At 69.1% G+C, this 23,396-nt stretch carries 20 protein-coding genes and 1 pseudogene; 7 read left to right on the top strand and 14 right to left on the bottom strand.

Features of this window, described 5'->3' with window-relative positions:
* Positions 1 to 121: 121 nt before the first annotated feature.
* Positions 122 to 1,369, top strand: a complete 1,248-nt coding sequence (locus GBB76_RS01610; RefSeq protein ID WP_152301671.1) for a glycosyltransferase family A protein — start codon at positions 122 to 124, stop codon at positions 1,367 to 1,369.
* Here GBB76_RS01610 and GBB76_RS01605 read toward each other — a convergent pair.
* Genes GBB76_RS01605 through GBB76_RS01595 form a run of 3 tightly spaced genes read right to left on the bottom strand, consistent with a single transcriptional unit; the run spans position 1,259 to position 3,689 of the window.
* The gene (locus GBB76_RS01605; RefSeq protein ID WP_152301670.1) at positions 1,259 to 1,834 is read right to left on the bottom strand and encodes an SAM-dependent methyltransferase; all 576 of its coding nucleotides are present in this window, start codon (positions 1,832 to 1,834) and stop codon (positions 1,259 to 1,261) included. The two genes, GBB76_RS01610 and GBB76_RS01605, sit on opposite strands and share 111 nt — an antisense overlap.
* Complete coding sequence (locus GBB76_RS01600; protein WP_152301669.1) at positions 1,831 to 2,568, bottom strand: PIG-L deacetylase family protein; 738 nt, start codon at positions 2,566 to 2,568, stop codon at positions 1,831 to 1,833. The genes GBB76_RS01605 and GBB76_RS01600 overlap by 4 nt, the downstream gene beginning before the upstream one ends.
* Entirely contained in the window at positions 2,565 to 3,689 is a 1,125-nt protein-coding gene (locus tag GBB76_RS01595; protein ID WP_152301668.1) for an acyl-CoA dehydrogenase family protein, read from the bottom strand. The genes GBB76_RS01600 and GBB76_RS01595 overlap by 4 nt, the downstream gene beginning before the upstream one ends.
* 275 nt (positions 3,690 to 3,964) lie before the next feature.
* Between GBB76_RS01595 and GBB76_RS01590 the strand changes: the two genes are divergently transcribed.
* Positions 3,965 to 4,747 (top strand): alpha/beta hydrolase, encoded by a 783-nt coding sequence (locus GBB76_RS01590; protein WP_152301667.1) that lies wholly within the window; start codon positions 3,965 to 3,967, stop codon positions 4,745 to 4,747.
* A 239-nt stretch (positions 4,748 to 4,986) separates the two neighbouring features.
* Here the strand turns inward: GBB76_RS01590 and GBB76_RS01585 are convergent.
* Positions 4,987 to 5,952 (bottom strand): annotated as a pseudogene (locus GBB76_RS01585) (aldo/keto reductase); the annotation flags it as partial.
* 99 nt (positions 5,953 to 6,051) lie between these two features.
* On the opposite strand from GBB76_RS01585, the gene GBB76_RS01580 reads away from it, so the two are divergent.
* From GBB76_RS01580 to GBB76_RS01570, 3 genes are all read left to right on the top strand, one after another.
* Positions 6,052 to 6,627: a TetR/AcrR family transcriptional regulator gene (locus GBB76_RS01580; protein WP_202911146.1), complete on the top strand. Its 576-nt coding sequence runs from the start codon at positions 6,052 to 6,054 to the stop codon at positions 6,625 to 6,627.
* A 142-nt stretch (positions 6,628 to 6,769) separates the two neighbouring features.
* Positions 6,770 to 7,597 carry an oxidoreductase gene (locus GBB76_RS01575; RefSeq protein ID WP_152301665.1) on the top strand — a complete coding sequence of 276 codons (828 nt, stop codon included), beginning with the start codon at positions 6,770 to 6,772 and terminating at the stop codon, positions 7,595 to 7,597.
* Between the two features lie 81 nt (positions 7,598 to 7,678).
* Positions 7,679 to 8,569: an AraC family transcriptional regulator gene (locus GBB76_RS01570; protein WP_152301664.1), complete on the top strand. Its 891-nt coding sequence runs from the start codon at positions 7,679 to 7,681 to the stop codon at positions 8,567 to 8,569.
* A 120-nt stretch (positions 8,570 to 8,689) separates the two neighbouring features.
* Here GBB76_RS01570 and guaA read toward each other — a convergent pair whose 3' ends face one another.
* The 4 genes from guaA to guaB all read right to left on the bottom strand — a co-directional run bounded on the left by guaA (position 8,690) and on the right by guaB (position 13,643).
* Positions 8,690 to 10,261, bottom strand: a complete 1,572-nt coding sequence (gene guaA / locus GBB76_RS01565) for a glutamine-hydrolyzing GMP synthase (RefSeq protein WP_152301663.1) — start codon at positions 10,259 to 10,261, stop codon at positions 8,690 to 8,692.
* 45 nt (positions 10,262 to 10,306) lie between these two features.
* Positions 10,307 to 11,632 carry an RsmB/NOP family class I SAM-dependent RNA methyltransferase gene (locus GBB76_RS01560; RefSeq protein ID WP_152301662.1) on the bottom strand — a complete coding sequence of 442 codons (1,326 nt, stop codon included), beginning with the start codon at positions 11,630 to 11,632 and terminating at the stop codon, positions 10,307 to 10,309.
* Between the two features lie 25 nt (positions 11,633 to 11,657).
* Positions 11,658 to 12,089: an MAPEG family protein gene (locus GBB76_RS01555; RefSeq protein ID WP_152301661.1), complete on the bottom strand. Its 432-nt coding sequence runs from the start codon at positions 12,087 to 12,089 to the stop codon at positions 11,658 to 11,660.
* 63 nt (positions 12,090 to 12,152) lie between these two features.
* Positions 12,153 to 13,643, bottom strand: coding sequence for an IMP dehydrogenase (gene guaB / locus GBB76_RS01550; protein WP_152301660.1), 1,491 nt, complete (start codon positions 13,641 to 13,643; stop codon positions 12,153 to 12,155).
* A gap of 329 nt (positions 13,644 to 13,972) precedes the next feature.
* Here guaB and GBB76_RS01545 point away from each other — a divergent pair, with 329 nt between their 5' ends.
* The gene (locus GBB76_RS01545) at positions 13,973 to 15,406 is read left to right on the top strand and encodes an MFS transporter (protein ID WP_152301659.1); all 1,434 of its coding nucleotides are present in this window, start codon (positions 13,973 to 13,975) and stop codon (positions 15,404 to 15,406) included.
* Between the two features lie 7 nt (positions 15,407 to 15,413).
* Here the strand turns inward: GBB76_RS01545 and GBB76_RS01540 are convergent, their stop codons facing one another.
* The 6 genes from GBB76_RS01540 to GBB76_RS01515 form a co-directional block, all read right to left on the bottom strand.
* A complete protein-coding gene (locus GBB76_RS01540) occupies positions 15,414 to 16,118 on the bottom strand; it encodes an RlmE family RNA methyltransferase (protein ID WP_152301658.1) in 705 nt (234 codons plus the stop codon).
* Positions 16,115 to 17,266, bottom strand: coding sequence for a Ppx/GppA phosphatase family protein (locus GBB76_RS01535; RefSeq protein WP_152301657.1), 1,152 nt, complete (start codon positions 17,264 to 17,266; stop codon positions 16,115 to 16,117). Before GBB76_RS01535 ends, GBB76_RS01540 begins: the two co-directional genes overlap by 4 nt.
* A gap of 189 nt (positions 17,267 to 17,455) precedes the next feature.
* Positions 17,456 to 18,022, bottom strand: a complete 567-nt coding sequence (locus tag GBB76_RS01530) for an invasion associated locus B family protein (protein ID WP_152301656.1) — start codon at positions 18,020 to 18,022, stop codon at positions 17,456 to 17,458.
* A 171-nt stretch (positions 18,023 to 18,193) separates the two neighbouring features.
* On the bottom strand, positions 18,194 to 19,624 hold the full coding sequence (locus GBB76_RS01525; protein WP_152301655.1) for a hypothetical protein: 1,431 nt from the start codon (positions 19,622 to 19,624) through the stop codon (positions 18,194 to 18,196).
* Complete coding sequence (locus tag GBB76_RS01520; RefSeq protein ID WP_152301654.1) at positions 19,621 to 20,895, bottom strand: glycosyltransferase; 1,275 nt, start codon at positions 20,893 to 20,895, stop codon at positions 19,621 to 19,623. The genes GBB76_RS01525 and GBB76_RS01520 overlap by 4 nt, the downstream gene beginning before the upstream one ends.
* Entirely contained in the window at positions 20,892 to 21,332 is a 441-nt protein-coding gene (locus GBB76_RS01515) for a hypothetical protein (RefSeq protein ID WP_152301653.1), read from the bottom strand. The genes GBB76_RS01520 and GBB76_RS01515 overlap by 4 nt, the downstream gene beginning before the upstream one ends.
* A gap of 17 nt (positions 21,333 to 21,349) precedes the next feature.
* Here GBB76_RS01515 and GBB76_RS01510 point away from each other — a divergent pair, with 17 nt between their 5' ends.
* Positions 21,350 to 23,380, top strand: coding sequence for a glycosyltransferase (locus tag GBB76_RS01510; RefSeq protein ID WP_152301652.1), 2,031 nt, complete (start codon positions 21,350 to 21,352; stop codon positions 23,378 to 23,380).
* The last annotated feature ends 16 nt before the right edge of the window (positions 23,381 to 23,396 follow it).

Genomic DNA, 23,396 nt, shown 5'->3' with positions numbered 1-23,396 from the left:
TTGGGTGCGGTGCGGGAGGGCTGGCACGGCGCAGGAAATTGCTGCGACCCGTTGGGAAAGGCCGGTCGGAACCTGCGGCATGCGTCGGGCGTTCGAGGCCTGCCCCACGGGATCCTTTCCGATGCTCATCGCCGACGCCCCGCGCCTCGACCTCGCCCGCCGGCTGTACCGCGCGGCGGATCCGGGAGTGCGTGCGCCCCGGGCGGTCGTCGCCCTGCCGGCGCGGGACGAGGAGGAGCGCATCGAGGCCTGCCTCTCCGCGCTCGTCGGCCAGCGCCCCGGAGCCACCGGGGAGGACGGGCACGGCCTCGGCATCGTTCTCCTGGTCAACAATTCCCGCGACGCCACGGCGGAGCGCGCCCGCCGCCGTCTCGCGGCGACGGATGTCGCCCATCTGATCCTGTCGGTCGACCTGCCGGCGCCCCACGCCAATGCCGGCTATGCGCGGGGACTGGCGCTCGACGTCGCCAGCCTGTGGGTGCAGGAGCGGCCGGGACCGGCCTTCCTGCTGACCACCGACGCGGATACGCGCGTCGGGCCGGACTGGCTGCGGCGGAACCTGCTCGGCCTCGCCGGGAATTGCGGCGCCGTCGCGGGGCGGTTCGAGTTCGACGCGCTGGAGGAATCGTGGCTGCCCCCGCTGGCGCGCCGGCGCCGGCGCCGACAGGTCGCCTATGAACAGGCACTGCTCGCGCTGACGGCCCGGCTCGATCCCCTGCCCCACGACCCCTGGCCCCATCACGGCACCGAGTCCGGCGCCAGCTTCGCGCTGACGCTCGGTGCTTATCGCCGCATCGGCGGCCTTCCCTGCGTGCCCGTGGGTGAAGACCGCGCCCTCGCCGCCGCGCTGGCCCGGCACGACATCCCGATCCGCCACGACCCGGACATCGTCGTCACCACCTCGGCACGGCTCGACGGGCGCGCCGCCGGGGGCTGCGCGGCGACGCTGCAACGCTGGTGCCGGCCTGACAGCAACCGGGGCGATGCGCCGGAGACCCTGCCGGCGGCGCTTCGGCGCATTCTCGCGCGGCGCCGGCTGCGCGACGCTCTGGCGGCGGGCGCCGGGCTGCGCGACTGGGAGCGTCGGCTCAGCCTGCCGGCCGGCAGGCTCCGCGAGGCCGGGGACCGGGGCTTCGGCGAGACGTGGGCGACGGCGCTCGCCCTCAGCCCCGTTCTCGCGCACCGGCCGCTGTCACCCGCGCGGATGGACGCGCATCTCGCCGCCGCCATGAGGCTGCACGCCCGCCTCGAACGGCTCTCAGCACGCGACGAGGAGATCCAGCCGGTAGTCGTCGGTGCGCTGCTGCGCGAGGCAGCGGAAGGACGTGCCGAGCGCGCCGATGAAATGCTCGCTCGCCTCGTCGCCTGACAGGGGATAGTTCGTCTCGCGCACCCAGTGCGCCAACTCGACATGGCCGCCGCGCTCCATCGAGGCGGCGGCCCGCGCCGCGAGGCGGGTCACGTCGTGGCGGTCGAGATAATAGACGACCTCGGACAGCATCACGAGATCGAAGCGCCCCGGCGGCCAGTCGCCCGGCGCCTGCCCCTCGACGAACTGGACATGGTGCAGATCGCGGCAGCGGGCGCGGGCCCGCTCCAGCGCGCGCCGCGCCGGGTCCATGGCGACCAGCGCGTCGCAGCGGTCGGCCAACTGGCGCGTCAGCACGCCGATGGAGCAGCCGACCTCCAGCGCGCGCCGGTAGCGCGGCGCCGGCAGGGCGTCGAGGGTGGCTGCGTATTTGGCGCGCTCATAGGCGCTGGTCTCGAACGCCCAGGGATCGGGCGAGGCTTCGTAGAGCGCATCGAAATAGCCGGGCGGCAGGCTCGCGCTCACGCGGCCGGACCGAAGAACACTTCCGCCGGCGTGTCGAAAAGCGCCAGCATGGAAGGGGTGAGCCGGAAGCCGGCGGGGTCGTCGTGCACGAGTGCCGTCGTCTGCGAGGCATGGGCGGCGATGGCGCGGCGCTTGGCGGACAGGGCATCGCCGACATCCACCCTCACGCCCTCGGCGCGCGCGCCGTCCAGCGGTTCATGCGGCGGCAGCGTCCAGCCCCAGATCGGGTATTCCCACAGGGCGAGGCCGGGGACCTGCCGCGCGGCCGCGCGCGCCAGGGCGAAGCTCGCCTTGTGATCGCAATGGGGATCGTGGCGCCAGGTGACGGCCATGACATCCGCCCCCGCCGCCAGATGCGCGATGCGCTCCACCGCCTGCGTCGCCTCGGGTCCCGTATCGGGCACGCGGCGATCCGGCAGGCCGAGGAAATGCACGTCGCCCTCCGCCACGCCGAGGCGGCCGGCCGCCGCCAGAGCCTCGCTTTTGCGTAGGGCAGCGAGGCGCTCGGGGGGAAACAGGCGCGAGCGCGGGTGCGACCCGGCGCCGTCGCTGACGACGACGATCGTCACGGGGAGACCCGCGCTGCGGCAGGCGGCGATGAGCCCGCCGCAGCCGAGGCTTTCATCGTCGGGGTGCGGCGCCACCACCACGAGCCGCCGGCGTACGAACTCCTCGGGCCGGACCAGTGGAAATTCCTCGGCGGCCCGCAGGACCGCACCGGCATCGGGTTTCATCGCCATATCTCCCCCAGCGGCTGAGTGCTCCGCAGGATATGGGCGGCGCCCTCGCAAAGCGCACGGTCGGGGGCGGGCTGGCGCAGATAGGTCGCCAGATCCCGGCACAGCCGCTCGACCGGATGATCGCGCAGGAAGGCGGCGAGGCCGATGGAACGCTGGACCAGTTGCATCACCTCCAGCCCGCTGTGCTCCACCGCGCCGCGCGCGAGATTCACATAGGCGATGGCGGCGGCCGCCGCGTCCGGGCTCGCCGCCACATCCTCGGCCTCGGCGATCCGGGCGGCGCGCTCGACCCACAGCCGGGCGGTCTCGGCGGCGGTGGCCGCCTCGCCCATGCGGGCAAGCTGGTGGGGGTCTTCATGGCGCCCGCGCCCGCGCAGGAACAGGCGGGCCTCGTCCACCAGCCGCTCGATGCCGCCCAGCTGCACGGCGCAGAAGCGCCACGCACCGGCCGAGAAGAAGGGCTGGCGATGATAGTCGCCCGGGCCGCCGACGATGTCCTCCGGCTCGACCGCGAGATCGGTGAAATCGAAGCTGCCGGTGGCCGAGGCGCGCATGCCGTGCGCCTTCCAGCCGGACAGATCGGCGCGGGGCGCCGCATCGGGACGCGCCAGCACGAGGACGATCCCACCCTCCTCGCAGCGCGCGGTGATCAGCGGCCGATCGACATGGCCGGCCCCGGAGGCGAAGGTCTTGCCGCCGTGCAGACGCAGGCCGCCCCCCCGGCGCACCAGCCGCACGCCGTCCGCGCCTTCGGTGTTCCAGATGCCGAACAGCGCGCCGGCGCGCGCCTCGCGCCCGGCCCGCTCCCATTGCCCGGGCGTTCCGAAGCGGCGTATGAGCATCGCCGCGTTGACATGGCCCTCGAAGAGTCGCCCGAGCGGCAGGCTCGCATGGCCGATCCGCCGCAGCGCTTCCGGCAGTTGTTCGGCGTCGACAACGGGATCGCCGGCGCGGAAAGGCGCGGCCAGCGCCCCGGCGGCGGCGAGGCCGGCAATGTCCTGCGAGGGAAAGCAGCCATCCTCGTCGAGCGCGGCGGCGCGCGCCGCGACATGGCGCATCTCGTCGCGAAAGGCGGCGTCGATCAGCCTGCGCTCGCCCGGCCCGGTATCCAGCATGGTCGCCCCCTTCCAACGAGGGACAATGGACTTGGCCCGGCGCGGGTTCCCGATCCGCCGGCCGCGCCGTGGCAATGGGCGCCCCTCCCATGTTCCCCGACGGCACCGCAGCGAGCGGATGGGCAAGAAGGGTTCCTTTGCGGAATATCTCTCCCCGCCCCGAAACTAGTGTCCGTCTCCGGAAATCAGCGCGCCGTCAGGCCCGCGTTTCGCTGCCACCGACAGTTCAGGCCTCCAGCGAATGAGGCCGCGTCCCGCAAACCGGAGGGTAAACCATGTCCCAGTTCCTGCTCCGTGCCGCCGCCTTCACCTCCCTGCTCGCCCTGGCCGCCCCCGGCGCGGCGCAGGCCGAGCCGATCCGCAACATCGTGCTGGTGCACGGTGCCTGGGTCGACGCGTCCGGCTGGAAGCCGGTCTACGATCTCCTGACCCGGAAGGGTTTCCACGTGTCGATGGTTCAGGAGCCGGAAACCTCCTTTGCCGACGACGTCGCCGCCGCCCGGCGCGTGATCGACATGCAGGACGGCCCGACCCTTCTCGTCGGCCATTCCTATGGCGGCTCGATCATCACGCAGGCCGGGGTCGACCCGAAGGTGGCCGGGCTGGTCTATGTCGCCGCCCACGCTCCCGATGTCGGCGAGGACGAGGGCGAACTCGGCAAGAAGATGCCGAGCGTGCTGGCGAAGACCCCGGGTGCGGTCGAAGTGACTGCCGACGGCTACACCTACCTGAACCCGGCGCTGTTCCCGAAGCTGTTCGCGCCCGATCTGCCCAAGGCGCAGGCGACGTTCGAGGCGCGCTCGCAGGTGCTCGCCTACAAGGACGTGTTCAGCACGCCGCTGACCGCCGCCGCCTGGAAGACCAAGCCGAGCTGGGGCGTCGTCGCGGGCAATGATCAGATCATCAATCCGGATCTCGAGCGCTTCTATTACGAGCGCGCAAAGGCCCCCTTCGTCGTGGTGCCCGGCGCCAGCCACTCGGTCTATGAATCGCACCCCGATCAGGTCGCCGCCGTCATCGAAAAGGCGGCTGCCGCGCTCGGCGCCACGGCGAAGTGACCTTGCTTCCCGGCGCCCCGCCGCCGGGATATCCGCTTCCCAAGGCGCGTATCTTCGTCGCGTTTCTGACAACACGAATGGTGCGCGCCTTGGCGGAGCGCCGGGCCAGCGACGCCGGCAGGTAAAGCTGACGGCTTCGGCCCTTGGTGACTTCAGGCCGCCAACTGCGGAAATCCCGGAATCTGCGCCATGATGCGCTGCAATTCCCTGTCGTCCGCGAGGCTCTGGAAGTCGTGCCTCGGCGTATAGGGCGTCTCCAAAAGGCGCGCCTCGTCATCGGTGAGCGTGATGGCAAGCGAGGCCACCGCATCGTCGATCTGGCTCGGGCGGCTGGCGCCGACGAGAGGGGCGACCACAACCGGGTTGCGACGTAGCCATGCGAGCGCGATCTGCGCGCGCGAGACACCGCGTCCTTCGGCGATCTGACCAACCGCATCGACGATGGCCTCGTCGCCTTCCGCCGTCAGCTGGGTATAGAGCATGTCGGCGAAGGGGTCGCTGCCGGCGCGCACCGTCGCTTTCGCCTCGCTCCAGGAACGGGCAAGGCGGCCACGCGCCAGCGGGCTCCAGACGATGGTGCCGACACCTTCGTCGCGGCACAGCGGCAACATCTCGTGCTCTTCCTCGCGGGCGAGGAGGTTGTAGTGATCCTGCATGGACACGAAGCGCGTCCAGCCGTTCGCCTTCTGCAGGTGCAGCGCTTTCGAGAACTGCCAGGCATGCATCGAGGACGCGCCGAGATAGCGGACCTTTCCAGCCTTCACGATGTCGTGGAGCGCTTCGAGCGTTTCCTCGAGCGGGGTTTCGGGATCGTTGCGGTGGATCTGGTAGAGGTCGACATAGTCGGTCCCGAGACGGCGCAGGCTGTGGTCGATCTCCGTCATGATGGCCTTGCGCGACAACCCTTTGCCGTTCGGGCCGAGGCGCATGGGGTGACGCAGCTTGGTGGCGATGACGACACCGTCGCGATTGGCGAAATCCTTCAGCGCGCGGCCAAGTATCTCCTCGCTCGATCCTTGCGAATACATGTTGGCGGTGTCGAAGAAATTGATGCCCTGCTCGATGGCATGCTTGATCAGGCCACGGCTCTCCTCCTCGGGAAGCGACCAGACGGGATGGCCGCGCTTGGGGTCGCCATAGGTCATGGCGCCGATCGCAATGGGGGAAACGTCCAGGCCTGTCCTGCCGAGCTTGATATAGTTCATGATGCCTCCTAAGGTGGCCTTAGTGGAGAACTCTCCGCTTGGTGAGAGTGAAATAACGGAGAACTCTCCGTTTTGCAAGTGGGCCCTGGGCGAGGCCGAATGGGACGCATGGTGAAAGAGCATTCTCGTTCAGCGACGAGGGCCGATGCTCTCAAGAACCGGGAGCACATCCTGCAAATCGCCCACGACGCCTTTGTGGAGTCGGGCGCGATGTCGCTGAACGAGATCGCCAAGCGCGCCGGTGTCGGTGCCGGGACGCTCTATCGGCATTTTCCGACCCGCGAAGCGCTCATTCTTGCCGTCTACCGCCATGACATCGAGCAACTGGTCACGTCGGTGCCGGCGCTGCTCGCGCGGAATACGGCCGTTCACGCCCTCCGGCAGTGGTTTGCCGCGCTCGCTGGCTATATCCGCGTGAAGCATGGGCTGGGCGATGCGCTGCACAGCCCGGCCGCGCAGGAGGCGATCCAGGGAACCTATGCTCCCGTCATCGCTGCGTTGGATGAGTTGATCCGGGCCTGCGTCGCCGAGGGCAGCATGCGGGAAGGCCTGCGGGCCGCCGATGTGCTTCTGCTCATGGGCTTTTACTGGCGCGCTCCTGATGATGCGGAGGGACGCCAGCAGGCGGAAAGGCTGATGGATGTCGTGCTCGACGGGCTGGCGCCGAAGAGGTGAGGACTCTGTCTCCGGCGGCCTGTCGACAGGATCAGGCAAGAAACAGGCAGGACCGTTTCTAGCCGCCGTGCGTTTGGAGCCATAGGTTGCACGGAGTTGGCGCGACAGGCGCTGGCGCCCAATCGACAATGGAATTCGCGCTATGAGAACCTGGTTTATTACCGGGGCCAATCGTGGTCTCGGCCTGGAAATTGCGCTCGCTGCCCTTGAGGCTGGCGACAACGTCATCGCCACGGCACGCAACCCGCAGCAGATCGGCGAGGCCCCGGAAGGCTTTGCCGACAGGCTCCATACGATCCCTCTCGATGTGACCGATCGCGCGGCGGTCGACGAGGCCGTCGGTGCGGCGATCGCGCGGTTCGGGCGGATCGACGTTCTCGTCAACAATGCCGGTTATGGTCAGCTCGGCGCTTTCGAGGAGATCGCCCCGGAAACCGTATCGCGGCAGTTCGCCACCAACGTTTTCGGCGTCTTCGATGTCACGCGGGCCGTCCTGCCTGTCATGAGGGCGCAGCGCTCGGGCCACATTATTACGATATCGTCGATTGCGGGTATGCAGGGCTTCGAAGGCTCGTCGATCTATTGCGCCGCAAAGCATGCGGTGTCCGGTTGGTCCGAAGGGCTCGCCCGCGAGGTGGCGCCGTTCGGCATCAAGGTCACCTGCGTCTATCCCGGCCGCTTCCGCACCGATTTTCTCGACGGTAGTTCCGTGCGCTATGGCGATTTTGCCATCGAGGACTATGCCGAAGCCTCCGCCCGGCACCGGCAGGCACTCGATGCCAACAATCACCGGCAGATCGGCGACCCCAGGAAATTCGCGGCGCTTATGCTGGCTTTGGTGGGGGCTGAGGAGGCGCCCGTATGGCTGGCTACGGGCTCCGACGCCTACGCAATTTTCGCCAACAAATCCGCCGCGCTCGCGGACAACATCGAGCAATGGAAAGAGACGATTTTGTCGACGGATTTCTAGGATATGGAACGAAGATCAGATCGGCGAGGAGACTGGAACGGCTTGTTCGTGCAAGGCAAGGCACCCACGGAGACGCAGGAGATGGAACGCGCCCGTCATCGCATGAGAGAAGTCGTCGAAAGGCATCTTCCGCACGAAGGCTCCCTCGCCACGGCCATTCCCGGCCTGTCCCTGCATCGGCGCGCCTCGCCGATGGCGCCCGATTCCTCGCTCTATGAGCCGTCCTTCGCCTTCATCATCCACGGCGCGAAGCGTGTCGTCCTGGGTCATGAGACCTATCTCTACGATCAGGATCATTTCCTGCTGACGGCTGTCGGCCTGCCGACCATCGTCCAGGTGCTCGATGCGAGCGCCTCGAACCCCTATGTTTCGTTCAAGCTGGACATCGACCTCGATCTGGCGCGCGAGCTGATCGCCGAGGTCGATCAGTTCGGACGCGCGTCGGAGGGCAGCGGACCGGGTGTCGCTATCGGGCCCGTGACGCCAGAGTTGACAAGCGCCGCACTGCGCCTGCTCGACCTGCTGGATCAGCCCGTCGACATTCCCATTCTGGCGCGCTCCCTCCAGCGCGAAATCCTCTACCGGATCATGACGGGGCCGGTGGGCGGCCGGCTGCGACATGCGGTTCAGGTCGGCACGCAGACCAACCGCGTCTCGGCCGCGATCCGCTGGCTGCGCGATCATTTCGACCAGCCGATCCGCATCGAGACCTTGGCGGACATTGCGGGCATGGGCCAATCCACCTTGCATCATCATTTCCGCGCGTTGACGGCGATGAGCCCGCTGCAATACCAGAAACATCTGCGTCTGCATGAGGCGCGCAGAATGATGATCGCCGATCGTATCGACGCAGGCGGCGCAGCACTTCGCGTCGGCTATGAAAGTGTCACGCAGTTCAATCGCGAATATCGACGGCTCTTTGGCGCCCCGCCAAAGTCAGACGTGCGGGCGATCTTGGAGACCGTCTCCTAGGGCAGAAGACCCAGGAATTCGGCGAGCACGCCTGGCGTTACCGACCTATGGGATCGAGCGGCAATCTTGTAGCGCCGAGACTTACCGCCACAACGAAGCCATCGCCGCCATTTGCAGCCATCACTCCCACTCGATGGTCCCCGGGGGCTTGCTCGTCACGTCGTAGACCACGCGGTTGACGCCCTTCACCTCGTTGACGATGCGGGTCGCCACGCGGCCGAGGAAGGCCATGTCGAACGGGTAGAAGTCCGCCGTCATGCCGTCGACCGAGGTCACGGCGCGCAGGCCGACCACATAGTCATAGGTGCGGTAGTCGCCCATCACGCCCACCGTCTTCACCGGCAGGATGACCGCGAAGGCCTGCCAGATCTCGTCATAGAGACCGTGGCGGCGGATTTCCTCGAGATAGATCTCGTCGGCGAGGCGCAGAATGTCGAGCTTGTCGCGGGTGATCTCGCCCGGGCAGCGAATGGCGAGGCCCGGTCCCGGGAAGGGATGGCGGCCGACGAACACTTCCGGCAGGCCAAGCTCGCGGCCGAGCGCGCGCACCTCGTCCTTGAACAGCTCGCGCAGCGGCTCGACGAGCTTCATGTTCATGCGCTCGGGCAGGCCGCCGACATTGTGGTGGCTCTTGATCGTCACCGACGGTCCGCCGGTGAAGGACACCGACTCGATCACGTCGGGATAGAGCGTGCCCTGGGCGAGGAAGGCCGCGCCGCCGATCTTCTTCGCCTCGTCCTCGAACACGTCGATGAACAGCTTGCCGATGGTCTTGCGCTTCACTTCCGGGTCGGTGACGCCTTCGAGCGCGCCGAGGAACATCTCGGAGGCGTCCACATGCACCAGCGGGATGTTGTAGGCGTCGCGGAACAGCGTCACCACCTTCTCCGCCTCGCCGAGCCGCAGCAGGCCGTGATCGACGAAGACGCAGGTGAGCTGGTCGCCGATGGCCTCGTGGATCAGCACCGCCGCGACGGAGGAATCGACGCCGCCGGACAGGCCGCAAATCACCCGCTCCGGGCCGACCTGTTCGCGGATGCGGCGGATGGATTCCTCGCGATAGGCGCGCATGCCCCAGTCGCCGCGCGCGCCGGAAATCCGGCGCACGAAGTTGCGGATCAGCGCCGCACCGTGCGGGGTGTGCACCACTTCGGGATGGAACATCGTGGTGTAGATGCGCCGCTCCTCGTTCACCGCGATGGCGCAGGGGGCGTTCTCGGAGGTGGCCACCACCTCGAAGCCTTCCGGCAGGCGGGTCACGCGGTCGCCATGACTCATCCATACGGGATAGCGCTCGCCGACCTCCCACACGCCCTCATAGAGCGCGCTGGGCTTGTTCACCGTCACCTCGGCGCGGCCGAACTCGGCGGCATGGCCGCCCTCGACCTCGCCGCCGAGCTGAAGCGCGGCGGTCTGCTGGCCGTAGCAGATGGCGAAGATCGGCACGCCGGCATCGAAGGCTTCCTGGGGCGCGCGCGGGCTGCCCGCGTCCGTCACCGAGGCCGGGCCGCCGGAGAAGATGATGCCCACCGGCTTGAGCCGCCGCACCGCCTCGGCCGCGCTCTGATACGGCACAATCTCCGAATAGACGCCCTCCTCGCGCACGCGGCGGGCGATGAGCTGCGTGACCTGCGAGCCGAAGTCGATGATCAGGATCGTGTCGTGGTGGGCAGCGGCGTCGGTCTGGCTCATAGGGGTCTCTGTCAGCTTTCTCGGGCGTTTCAGTTCATATCCGGGTCATGCGTCGCGCACCATGACGCTGACGAAGAATCCGTCGGTGTGGGTGCGGCGCGGCGTCAGCAGCAGTCCCTCCGGCCGCTCCAGCGCCGCCTCGCGCAGGGCGAGCCCGCGCTCGCCGAGCGCCAGCACGGTCTCGGCCGGCGGCACGACGCGGAAGGACGGGTGGCGGTCGAGGAAGCCGCGCACCTGCCCGGCATTCTCCTCGTCGAGCAGCGAGCAGGTGACATAGGCGAGCCGCCCGCCCGGCTTCACGAAGCGCACCGCGTCGTCGAGGATACCGGCCTGGTCCTTCATCCGCTCGGCCAGCGCGCCGGGGCGCATGCGCCATTTGGCGTCGGGGTTGCGGCGCCAGGTGCCGGTGCCGGTGCAGGGCGCGTCGACCAGCACGAGGTCCATGCGGCCTTCGAGATCGGCCAGCACGTCGGCGCGCTCGGGACCGCGCCCCTTGGGCGAGCGGACCTGCACATTGTGGGCGCCGGCGCGCTGGACCCGCTCGTGGATCGGCGCGAGCCGGCGCAGATCGTCGTCATAGGCGTAGAGCTGGCCGGCATTGTCCATCAGCGCGGCGAGTTCCAGCGTCTTGCCGCCGCCGCCCGCGCACAGATCCAGCACCTGCCCGCCGCGCGGCGGGGCGGCGAGGATGGCGGCGATCTGCGAGCCCTCGTCCTGTATCTCGACGAGGCCCTTGATGTAGGCGGGCTCGGAGGTGAGCGGGGGCGCCTTGCCGTCGGCCTCCGGCGCGATGCGCAGCGCCAGCGGCGACCAGCCGCCCGGCTCGGGGGAGAGGTGGTCGAGCTGCTGGCGCGCCTTGTCGACGGCGCCCTTCAGCGAATTGACGCGCAGATCGAGCGGGGCGCGCTCGGCCAGTGCCGCGCCCTCCTGCGCCCGCGCCTCGCCGAACACGGCGGCGAGCGGGGCGTCGAGCCATTCGGGATAGTCGCCGCGCACAGAGGCGGGGGCGTCGTCGAGCGAGGCGTCCGCCAGCCGCGCGCGCTCGTCGTCGGTGAGCGGCGCCGGGGCGAAGCGGGAACCGTCGCACAGCACCGCGATGGCGTCGACATCGAGCCCGCGCGCCAGACGCAGCGTGCCGAGCAGCAGCGCGCGGGGCGTCTCATCGCCCACCGCCTCGCCCATGATCCACGCGGCGGAGGCGCGGCGGCGCAGGGCGTCATAGACGAGCGAGGACAGCGCCGCGCGGTCGCCCGAGCCGGCGAAGCGGTGGCTGCGGCCCCAGTCCTTGAGCACGTCGGCGGCCGGGCGGCGTTCGGACAGAAGGGTGCCGATCACCTCGATAGCGGCGGAAAGCCTGGCGGCCGGCGTCATCGCAACTCCAATCTCGGTACAAGGCTCACGGCAGCGCCGGAGCCAGCAGGATGGCCAGCGCGAACAGCGCCCACATGGCCAGAAGCACGATCGCGCCGAAGGCGAAGGCGCCGAAGCGCCAGCGCACATCGTTGCTGGTGACATGCACCACGGCGTGGACGATCCGGCTCAGCACGAAAAGCCATGCCAGCACGTGGAAGACGTCGCTGGTCTGCCGCGTGACCAGCGCGAGGATCGCCAGCACATAGAACAGCACCGGCAGTTCGAACTGGTTGCGAAAGCAGTTGCTGGCCTGCCGAACCTTCGGCGGCCAGCCCCTGTCGTCGAGCACGACCTCCTCGCGCACGAGGCCGCCCGCCCGTATCGCCTCCAGCCGCAATGCCCCTAGCCGGAACAGCACGACGAAGGTGAGGGCGACCTGCACGAACACGGGCAGCAGCGTTGCAGTGACGTACACGGTTCGGCCCTCCCCCTGGCGGTCGGTCGCGGGCCGGACGGCCCGCCGCTCACACTCCGGCCCTCACACCCCGCCCGGATAGTTCGGGCTCTCGCGGGTGATGGTCACGTCGTGCACGTGGCTCTCGCGCAGCGAGGCGCCGGAAATGCGCACGAAGCGGGCCTTCTCGCGGAAATCGTCCAGCGTGGCGCCGCCGACATAGCCCATGGCGGCGCGCAGTCCGCCGGCAAGCTGGTGCAGCACGCCGCCGACCGGGCCCTTATAGGCCACCTGCCCCTCGATGCCCTCGGGCACGAGCTTCAGCGTGTCCTTCACTTCGGCCTGGAAGTAGCGATCCGCCGAGCCGCGCGCCATGGCACCCACCGAGCCCATGCCGCGATACGACTTATAGGACCGGCCCTGATAGAGGTAGACCTCGCCGGGGCTCTCGTCGGTACCGGCCAGCAGCGAGCCGACCATGGCGCAATCGGCGCCGGCGGCCAGCGCCTTGGCGAGATCGCCCGAGAACTTGATGCCGCCATCGGCGATGACGGGAACGTCGCTCCTGCGGGCGACTTCCACGGCGTCGAGAATGGCGGTGAGCTGGGGCACGCCGACGCCCGCGACGATGCGGGTGGTGCAGATCGAGCCCGGGCCGATGCCGACCTTCACCGCGTCGGCGCCGGCGTCGATGAGCGCCTGCGCGCCCTCGCCGGTGGCGACGTTGCCGGCCAGTATCTGCACGCTGTTGGACAGCGTCTTGATGCGGCTGACCTGATCGAGAACCTTGCGCGAATGGCCATGCGCGGTGTCGACGACCACAAGATCGACGCCCGCCTCGATCAGCAGCTCGGCGCGGCGATAGCCGTCCTCGCCGACCGTGGTCGCCGCGCCGACGCGCAGGCGGCCCTGCTCGTCCTTGGCCGCGTTCGGGTTGGTGACGGCCTTTTCCATGTCCTTGACGGTGATGAGGCCGACGCAGCGGCCCCCATCGTCCACCACCAGCAGCTTCTCGATGCGGAAATGGTGCAGCAGCCGCTTGGCCTCGGCCTGCTCCACGCCCTCGCGGACGGTGATCAGCCGTTCCTTGGTCATCAGCTCGCAGATCGGCTGCTCGGGATTGGTGGCGAAGCGCACGTCGCGGTTGGTGAGGATGCCCACCAGCTTGCCGGCGCGCCCGTTAGGGCCGCGCTCGACCACGGGAATGCCGGAAATGCTGTGGTTCTTCATCAGCGCCAGTGCGTCGGCCAACGGCTGGTCGGGATGGATGGTGACGGGGTTCACCACCATGCCGCTCTCGAACTTCTTCACGAGGCGCACATGCTCGGCCTGCACCTCGGGATCGAGGTTGCGATGGATGACGCCGAGGCCGCCAGCCTGCGCCATGGCGATGGCGAGGCGCCATTCCGTCACCGTATCCATGGCCGAGGACAGGATCGGCAGGTTCAGCGCGATGGAGCGGGTGACGCGCGAGCGGATGTCGACTTCGCCCGGCATGACGTCGGACAGGCCCGGCTTGAGGAGCACGTCGTCGAAGGTGAGCGCTTCCCGCGCGAGGCCGTCGTAAACCGACATCGCCAACTCCCGATTATGGGCTTGCGGAGCCCGGCTCCGCGTCTGCCCGATGGATGGATAAGCGAAGCGAGGCCGGGCGCCTTGGTCCGCCCTCTCCCTTCGAGTTGGCGAGGGCTCATAACATGACCCGCACCGCTTTCCTAGGCATCTACCTCTGTGCTGCACGCATTGCCGCCACGCGGCCACGACCCGTGGCAACGCCGCTACGTAATCCCACGGTGATGACGGATTTTTGCGTGCGATCCAGGTCGCAGGCGGCGGCAGGCGGCGTTATAGCCCTGAACACTATCGAAAATCCCGCTTTTCCCGCCGCCGTAACGGATGGACCCGTGCGCTCCGAACGTCTCGTCCCGCTCATCGTCGCCTGCGCGCTGTTCATGGAGCAGCTCGATTCGACCGTGATCGCCACCTCGCTGCCGGCCATCGCCGCCGATCTCCACGAGGACCCGATCTCGCTCAAGCTGGCGCTGACCTCCTATCTGCTCAGCCTCGCCGTGTTCATCCCGGCCAGCGGCTGGTTCGCCGACCGATTCGGCTCGCGCACCGTGTTCCGCGCCGCCATCGTCATCTTCACCTTCGGCTCGCTTCTGTGCGGAATGGCCCATTCGCTGCCGGACTTCGTGGCCTTCCGCATCATCCAGGGCATGGGCGGGGCGATGATGGTGCCGGTGGGGCGCCTCGTGATCCTGCGCACCGTGCCGAAGGAGGAACTGGTCTCCGCGCTGGCCTGGCTCACCATTCCCGCCCTGCTGGGCCCGGTGATCGGCCCGCCGGTGGGCGGTTTCATCACCACCTTTTTCGACTGGCGCTACATCTTCTTCCTCAACATCCCCATCGGCCTCGTCGGCATCGCGCTCGCCACGCGCTTCATTCCCGACATTCGCGAGGCGGACGTGCCGCCCTTCGACTTCCGCGGCATGGCGCTCTCGGGGGTCGGGCTGGCGGGCCTCGTCTTCGGCTTCGCGCTGCTCGGCCAGCACGCGGTCGCGCCCTCCATAGCCTTCGCCGTCATCGCCGTGGGGGCGGTGGCGATGGCCTTCTATGTCCGCCATGCCCACCACACGGAGCGGCCGATCCTCGACCTGAACCTGCTGAAGATTCCGACCTTCTATGCCGGCGTGGTCGGGGCCTCGTTGTTCCGCGTCGGCATCGGCGCCCTGCCCTTCCTGCTGCCGCTGCTGCTGCAACTCGGCTTCGGGATGACCCCCTTCGCCTCGGGAATGATCACCTTCGCCTCCGCCGCAGGGGCTATGACGATGAAGTTCACCGCCGCGCCGATCATCCGCGCCTTCGGTTTCCGCCGCGTGCTGGTGGTCAACTGCGTCATCGCCTCCGGCTTCATCGCGGTCGGCGCGCTGTTCCAGCCGGGCATGCCGCATCTGGTGCTGATCGGGGCGCTGCTGCTCGGCGGCTTCTTCCGCTCGCTCCAGTTCACCAGCACCAACGCGCTCTCCTACGCCGACGTGCCGGCGGAGGCGATGAGCCGCGCCACCAGCTTCGCCAGCGTGGCGCAGCAGGTGTCGATCTCCACCGGCGTCGCCACCGCCGCGCTGGTGCTCGACGGCATGCGGAGCTGGCGCGGCACCACCGACATTCAGCTCGCCGATTTCAGCGTCGCCTTCCTCGTGGTGGCGGCGATCGCGGTGTGCTCGGTGTTCTTCTTCATCCGCCTGCCGGCAAATGCCGGCGCGGAACTGGCGCAGCGCCGCGTCAAGCCGGCCGCGCCGGCGGAGACGCCCAACGAGATGGGCAGCGCGGCGTGAGACGAACCTAGCCCTGCCGCCCCCTGAACCCCGTCGCCACGACGTAGAGTTCGGCGGAATCGGCGCGGCTGGCCTGCGGCTTCACGTGCCGGACGGTGGTGAAGTCGCGCTTGAGCTCGGCCAGCAACGAGTTCTCGGTGCCGCCCTGGAACACCTTGGCGATGAAGGCCCCGCCCGGTGCCAGCACCTGGCGGGCGAAGTCGATGGCGAGTTCCACCAGACCGACGATGCGCAGATGGTCGGTCGCCCGGTGGCCGGTGGTGTTGGCGGCCATGTCGGACATGACGAGGTCGGCGTCGCCGCCCAGCATCGCCTTGAGCTGCTCGGGCGCCTCGTCCTTCAGGAAGTCCATCTGGGCGAACTCGACGCCGGTGATCGGGTCGATCTCCAGAAGGTCGATGGCGACGATCCTGCCGCGCCCTTCCTCGACCTTGATCCGCTGGGCCGCGACCTGACTCCAGCCGCCGGGCGCGGCGCCGAGGTCGACCACCCGCAGGCCGGGCTTGAGGATCTTCATCTTGTCGTCGATCTCGATCAGCTTGAAGGCGGCGCGCGAGCGCCAGCCCTCGCGCTTGGCGCGCGCGACATAGGGGTCGTTGAGCTGGCGCTGGAGCCATTTCTGGGACGAGGAGGAGAGCGAGCGGGCCTTCTTGAGCCGCACCTTCAGCGGCCGCGCCTCGCCGCCCTTGCCGGGCTGGGGCTTGTCGATCACGTCTGGGCTCCAGCCCTCTGACGCCACACATCGTCGGCACGCATCAATTCCACCAAAATTCCTTCCCGCAGGCCGCGATCGGCGACGCGCAGACGGTCGCAGGGAAATGCCCGGCGCACCGATTCCAGTATCGCGCAGCCGGCCAGCACCAGATCGGCGCGCTCGACGCCGATGCAGGGATTGGCGGCGCGCTCGGCAAACGGCATGTCGAGCAGGCGGTCGACCACGACCCGCACCTGCTCGGCGCCGAGCCAGGTGCCGTCGACCTGCGAACGGTCGTAGCGGGGCAGGTCGAGGTGCACGCCGGCAATGGTCGTCACCGTGCCCGAGGTGCCGAGCAGGTGCAGCCGGCCGCAATTATGCGGCCCCACCGCCGACACGAAGCCGGCGAGGTGCGGGGTGAACTCGTTGACCATGGCCTCGAAATCGTCGCGCGTCACCTTCACGCCGCCATGGCGCTCGGCCACGGTGACGACGCCGAGCGGCACCGACACCCAGGCGCGGATCACCGCCGCCGGCGGGCCGCCGTCGCGGGTTTCCACACGGTCGAGCCACACGACTTCCGTCGAGCCGCCGCCGATGTCGAACAGCACGGCGCCGTCGGAATGGGTATCGACCAGCGGCGTGCAGCCGGCGGCGGCGAGGCGCGCCTCGGTCTCGCGGTCGACGATCTCCAGCGCCAGCCCGGTCTCGCGCTCCACGCGGCGGATGAAGTCCTCGCCATTGACCGCCGAGCGACACGCCTCGGTGGCGATCAGCCGGCGGTCGGCGATGTTGCGGGCCTCGATCTTGGCGGCGCAGACCTTGAGCGCGTCGACCGCCCGGTCCATCGCCGCCTCGCCGAGCCGGCCGGAGCAGATCAGCCCCTCGCCGAGCCGGACGATGCGGGAGAACGCGTCCACGACACGGAAACCGCTCGCCGTCGGGCGCGCGATCAGCAGGCGGCAATTATTGGTGCCGAGGTCGAGGGCGGCGTAGCTCGGATCGTTGTTGCGCGGACGGGACTGATTGCCCGAACCCTCGCAGGCGCGCCCGGACGACGAGCCGCCGCGCCCGCGCCAATGGCGCGCGCGGACATGCGGCCGCTCTTCCCGGGCAGGCCCCTCAGCCCCCCGATCCCCGGCCCAACTCTGGGTCTCGTCGACCATTGCGAATTCCCCGGCCGAAGCCGTCGCCCCGGCCGCCCTCACAGGGGAGCGGCCAGGATCGAATTGTTCAACATCTCGCGTGAAATGTAACATTCGCCAGCGCCGGCGCAATCGACTTCATGGCTGATGCGCGTCGGCGGAGGGGCTGGCGGGCATTCGGAGCGGGCGGAACGCCGCTTCCGGCCTGTCCTACCCCTTGATGGCGGGCAGCGCCTTGTCGATGCCGTCAAGCGGCAGCGCCACCTTCAGCGCCTTGCCGTCGACAAAGGTGAAGCTCGCCACCGCCTCCTTGGCCCCCGCCAGTTCCTTGGCGAAGGCGTCGTCGAGCGCCCCGACCGCGTGGCAGCCATTCGGCGAGCAGGAGGCGAAGCCGAAGCGGCGCGGCGCGGCGCCGTCGAGGCTGATCTCGACGCCATCCTTAAGGCGCACCCCGAGCGGCGTGCGGAAGAGGAAGGAGGGCTCGCCGGCCGGATTGCGGCCGATCTGCCAGAGCAGCGCAACCTTCTTCGAATTCGCCTGCCGGACCTTGAGGGTCGCCGTGCAGCTTTTCCTGTCGGTCACGTCCAGCCGCTCGCGGCAGGTCACGCTCCAGCGGTCGAAGGTCGTGGTCTTGGCCCGTGCCTGGGCGACGCTCCGGGCCTTGAGCGCTTCTGCCTTGGGGGCCTCGGCCGTCTGCGCGCCCGCCGGCTGACCGGCGGCGAGGAGGAGCGGCACGATCAGCGCGAGCGGCGCGGCGAGCTTGACGGGCAGGAACATCAGAACCTCCGGAGGAGAACGCATCATCATCGGGCGCCGCACGCGGCCAGGCCGGCGCGCCCGGGCCCAATTCATCGCAGTCCGGCGGGAAACACAATCGGTACCCGCCCGGAGCGCGACGAACCTGTCCGCCCGAGGGGCAGGCACCGCTGCGGGCAACGGGGCATGCCGTCAGTGCCCGCCCTTTCGCGCGTGACGGGAGAAGCCGCGCCGACAGGCATGCGCGAGCCGGCCGAAGGCCTCCCTGTAGGCCTTGGCGCTCGTCCATCGGCGCATGAATCGCCGCAGCCGCCCGCGCTTCCGGCGTGCCGTCTCCACGCCCATGCCGTTGTGGGGCGCCAGCAGGACGAAGGCGCCCTCGCCGGCTGCGAGCGGAGTCGGCGCGGCGATGTCGAGGGCGTCGATGACGCCGACGCGTGCGAATCGCGCCCAGAAGCCCAATTCGTCGGCAAACCCACCCGACGCCAGCACGCCGGCAAGGGTCCGGGCCCGGAAGAGCGTTCCGACGATCAGGCCTTTCGCCGGGGCGGGATGCAGCAGGCCGTCATCCGCCACCGGGAGGCAGGCGTCCATCCCCGCCGCCTCGCTGCGCAGGAGCAGGCCGGCGAGGCTGTCCGAGTCCGGAGGAGCCATCTCCGCGAGCAACAAATAGTCCGTACCCGGCGCCTGTTCCGCCAGCGATTTCAGCGCATCGAGCGGCGACGTGCGACGGCCGAGAGGGACGAGGCGCACCCCGGAGCGCTCGATCCCACGGCCATCGGCACCGCCCGGCGGGACGCCGAGGACGCCCACAGCCACCGACAGCCGCGCCACGGCGGCATCGACCGCTTCACACGCCGCGCGATGGGTGAGCGGCCATGACCGCGTCGCGGCGTGCAGTTCGAACAGGACGGGAGTCTCCAGCCGGCCGCGCTCCGCGGCCTCCGCCAGCCGGCGGGCCAGCAGCGCGTCCGATCCCGCCGCATCCATCGGCGGAACGTGGAAGGTCGGCCGCGTCAGTGCGGGCAGATCGACAGGGCCCAGCCCCGCCTCCATCGCCAGACGGAAGGCGAGATCGAACAGGCAGCCCTCGCCCGAGTCGGCCAACGGACCGCCGCAGGCGCGAAGCGTCGTCACACGCGCCAGCAGGCTTTCGGCAACCAGCGTGCCCGCGAGCAGGGGCGCGAATCCCTGAAGACGGACAGCGTCCGGCCGGACCCAACTGCCCGGAAGAGCGGCGGAGGCCGGGTCCCGGATGCAGACGCCGCCGGCCGAAGGCTGCTCGCCGGCCGCCGCCAGCATCAGCTCGACGTGACGCGGATGCAGCCTGGTGCCCGCGCACACGACGCCAAGATAGGTGCCGCGCACCTGCTCCCAGCCCGCGACGACCTGTTCCGCCAGCGGGCTGCCGGAAGGCACCGGCACGATGACGAGGAGGGGCGAGCCGCCCAGTTGCGGCGCGTCCTGCAAGGCCCGCGCGCCGTCGGCGTCGCAGACCGCGATCACCTCGACCGCCACGCTCTGCCCCAGCAGGGCGCGAACCGTGGCGACGATTCCGGCGCCGTCGGCCGCTCCCGGGACGATGATCGAGGCTTCCGCCCGCTCGGACGCCGACGGGTTCATGCGCGAGCCCGCGCGGCGAAGGTGTCGATCAGAACCCGGTAGCGCTGGACCATCGCCGGCCCGTTGATGCCGACATTCCAGCGCTCCTCGACCGTTCGCCGGTTCGTAGACGCCGCCGCGTCGACCAGCGCGTCGTCGCTCGCCGCGCGCTCGATCGCCTGTGCAAGGGCCGCGATGTCGTGCGGCGAATAGAGAATTCCCGTCCGCCCGTTCTCCACCCATTCCTCGCCGCACGAGGTGTTCGACTGGATCGGGAAGCTGCCGACCATCATCGCCTCCAGCAAGGTGGTGGAGATCCCGTCGGAGATGCCGCAGCCGATCGTCATGCGCGCGCGGGCGACCCGCCTGAGCGCATCTTCGTGGGAGGCCAGATAGGGGTCGTTGACGATATCGAGACCCGTCTCGGCGGCAAGCCGCAGCGCGACGGCATGAACTTCCTGCGGCGCGTGAATGACACGGATCGTGAAGCCACGCAGCGCGGGCGCGGCCATGCGGATGGCCGCCAGAATGTGCAGCGCCCGGCCCGACCAGCCATGATAGCCCTTCACCAGTATCTCCCGGCGGGTGGAGGGCGCGGGCAGGTCCATGGTCGCCGCGAGATGCTCGATATCCATGCCGCCCGAGGCCGGCACCGGCGGCAGAAGGATGCCGTCGAAGCCCATCTGCTTCAGGGCTGCGCAATCGCGGCGACACTCCGCGAGATAGGCGTCGATGGACCGCGCCACCTGCTGCAATCTCGGCTGATGGTCTTCGAGCTTCCGGTACAGATAGGTGTCGCTGCCCCAGTTCGAGAGCAGCCACGGCGGAAACTCGCCGGCGAAATGCGTCTTGCCCGCCAGACACAGATAGCCCGCCATCTGCACTTCCAGCGAGTGGACCAGCGCGGGCCTGAAGCGGCGAACCGCCTCCATGAGATGCAGCGGCTGGGCGAAGGCAATCCCGGTGCCCATGAAGTGCGGCATCCAGGTCTGGTAGCCGATACGCTCATTCGCCACGATGGCGGCATGGTCGAACTGGACGGGGGGATCGAACACGCCGACATCGCCGGCACCGAGTTCCGCGACATCCCGCGCTGTCGCGACCGGCCTCCAGTCGCGCAACGTTTCGTTGAGGGGATACCGGAAGATTGGCAGCAGCACAAAGCGCAGATGCGGCGTGCGCACCATGTTCAGCCAGCGCGCGGTGTGCACGCTGTTGGGCATGGCGACGACGAGAATGGTGTCGGGACGGGATTGAAGCTCCGTCGACGCGCGCGGCACGGCTTCCGTCATGACAGCATCTTCACCATGGCGCCGAGGTGATCGGCGAAACGACGCGGATCGAAGGCCATTTCCGCGTGCAGCAGCGCCGATGCCGACAACCACTCCGCGTCCGGGTGCTGAAGCATGACCACCGGAGCGACCCCGCCGGCCCGTGCTTCATCCAGCCGCATCCCGGCCGCCGAGCGATAGGCCACGCCGGCATAGACCGTGGCGCCGGCCAGCGGCGACGTCAGGCAGGATCGTGACCGTTCCCACGCCTCGATCCCGATGCCGAGATCCCAGCGCGCGGCCGCCAGCGCCGTCAACACGTCCGGGTTCTCTATGTCGATGAAGCGGACCGTGACGAGCGGGAACCACGGCTCGGCGAAATAAAGCGACGAGACGCAGAACAGGGCCCGTCCGAACAGGTTTTCCTGACCATCGAAAACGATCAGCGGTTTGCGCACGGCGGCGTCGGCTCCAGATGGTCGCGGCGTTTCTTAGACGGGCACGCATCCGCGCGCAACGCTCGACAGATTCACCGGCATCGCTTATTTATCAACAGGATAGAGAAATCAACCTTGGGTATCCCGTGCGAGTATTGATTCTCGATTTCGATTTCTACAACACCATCGGTGGCGGGCAGGTATTCTACCGGCGGATCATCGAGCGCAATCCCGGCAGTGAATTCTTCTATCCTTCTCGTGGCCCCGACCTGATCTCGAAGCGCGCGGGCAGGTTGCCGGCCAATGCCCATCCATTCGCCTTCCAGGACATCGAAGGTGGCTGGCATGCCTGGCCCGGCGACCATGAGGGGCACTGGACCACGGTTCACTACAGGCGGCTGATCGCCGGTGTCGCCGTCGCCATTCAGGGGGCGCGGTTCGACGTCGTCGACATCCCCTCCTTCCTTCCGGCCGCCCATCTCATCCGTCCGGTATTCTCGGCCTTCGGCATCTCGACAGGCGCCATCGCGCTGTCGCTGCTCGGATGGATGAGCGTGAGCAGCCGGAACGCCTATGATTTCGAACGTGATCTGGAGACGATCTCCGCCATCGAGGCGGCCGAGCGCCGTTCGATGAATGCCGCCGACATCCGGTACACGATCTCCGACATCGGACTGCATCAGACGTGGCCGACGGAACTGCCGATACTACCGCTCGACATGCACGACACGATCGAGACCTTCCCGCCGCCGGACGCGATGCCTCCCGGCGAGGGGCCGCCGGACATCTGGTATGTCGGCCGCCTCGACCGGGCCAAGGGGCCCGATCTCTTCATCGAGCTGATGGCGCAGGTTCCGCGCGCACAGTACGGCCGATGCCTGCTGACCGGCCCCGACAATGAATGGTCGCCGCAGCAGCTCTGGTCGGAGCACGTGCTGGCACAGGCGCGAACGCTCGGAGTCGAAGCCGAGTATGTCGGCAGGCTGTCCGACGAGGCCCTGCGCGCAGATGTCTTCTCCGGCCGCTCGGTGGTCGTCATCCCCTCGCGCACGGACACGTTCAACTACGTCGCGCTGGAGGCGACCCTGAGCGGCTGCCCGGTTCTGCTCTCGGAACGGACAGGCGCCAGCGTGTTCCTGCAGGAGCGTCATCCCGGCATATGCCCGCCGATGATGAACCCCGACGACACCGGGGATGCCGCAGACAAGCTCGCGGATATCCTCGCCCACTACCCCGACCGCGCCCGCGCGCTTCGGAAGTCCCTGCGCGACACCCCCTTTCCGGCGCCGAGGCCGGGCTTCATGGCGGACGTCTACGGCGCCTCCCACGAATCGGCCGAGGAGGAGCGCGCCGAATCCGCTGCCGCCGCTGAGGCGATCGCGGCGAAGCTCCCTCTCCTGGCGCCGCTGGGCGAGGCCTGGCGTCCCGCGAGGCCCGCAGGCGCGCCCCGTGTGTCGCTCGTCGTCGTGAGCCATGACCGCCCGCACGCGCTCACCGCCACGCTGGCGAGCCTGATGCGGCAGAGCTATGCGGATATCGACATCGTGGTGGTCGCCGACGGATCGCCCCTCGCCGACGGCGTGCGGGATGTGGTGCGCGCCTTCGGCCGAGCCGTGCGCCCGGTTCGCGGCGCCGGCCACGGCGCGGCCGCGGCGATAGAACGGGGCATCGCCGAGACCTGCGGGGAGCTGATCGGCATCCTGTCCGATGGCGACCTCTGGCATCCCGACCTCGTCGCCGAGGCGGTGGCGGCGCTGGACGCCGCTCCCGGAGCCATCGGAACCTGCGTGGACTGGGAGAGCGCCGACGGTGCGGGAGCCCCGATCGGGACGCATCGCCCCTCCGCCTCCGTCCAGCTGTTTCCGACCTCCCCTTCGGGCCTGCCCGGCGCCGGCATTCTGATGCGTCGGCACGCCTTGCGGGCAAAGCCCCCATCTGACGCCGCCGCGCGCGGGATTTTGGAGGCCGAGGACGGGCTGGCGGCCATCACCGCCGGCGAACTGCTCCATATTCCGCTTACACGCGCCTATCGGCGCGGTGCCCGCCTCGCCCCGTCCGTTCCCGCCTGAGACCGCACGGAAGCGC

The sequence above is a fragment of the Ancylobacter sp. TS-1 genome (assembly GCF_009223885.1).
Taxonomy (GTDB): Bacteria; Pseudomonadota; Alphaproteobacteria; order Rhizobiales; family Xanthobacteraceae; genus Ancylobacter.
The sequence above is the reverse complement of the archived record's forward strand: the minus strand, read 5'-3'. Positions and strand labels throughout refer to the sequence as shown.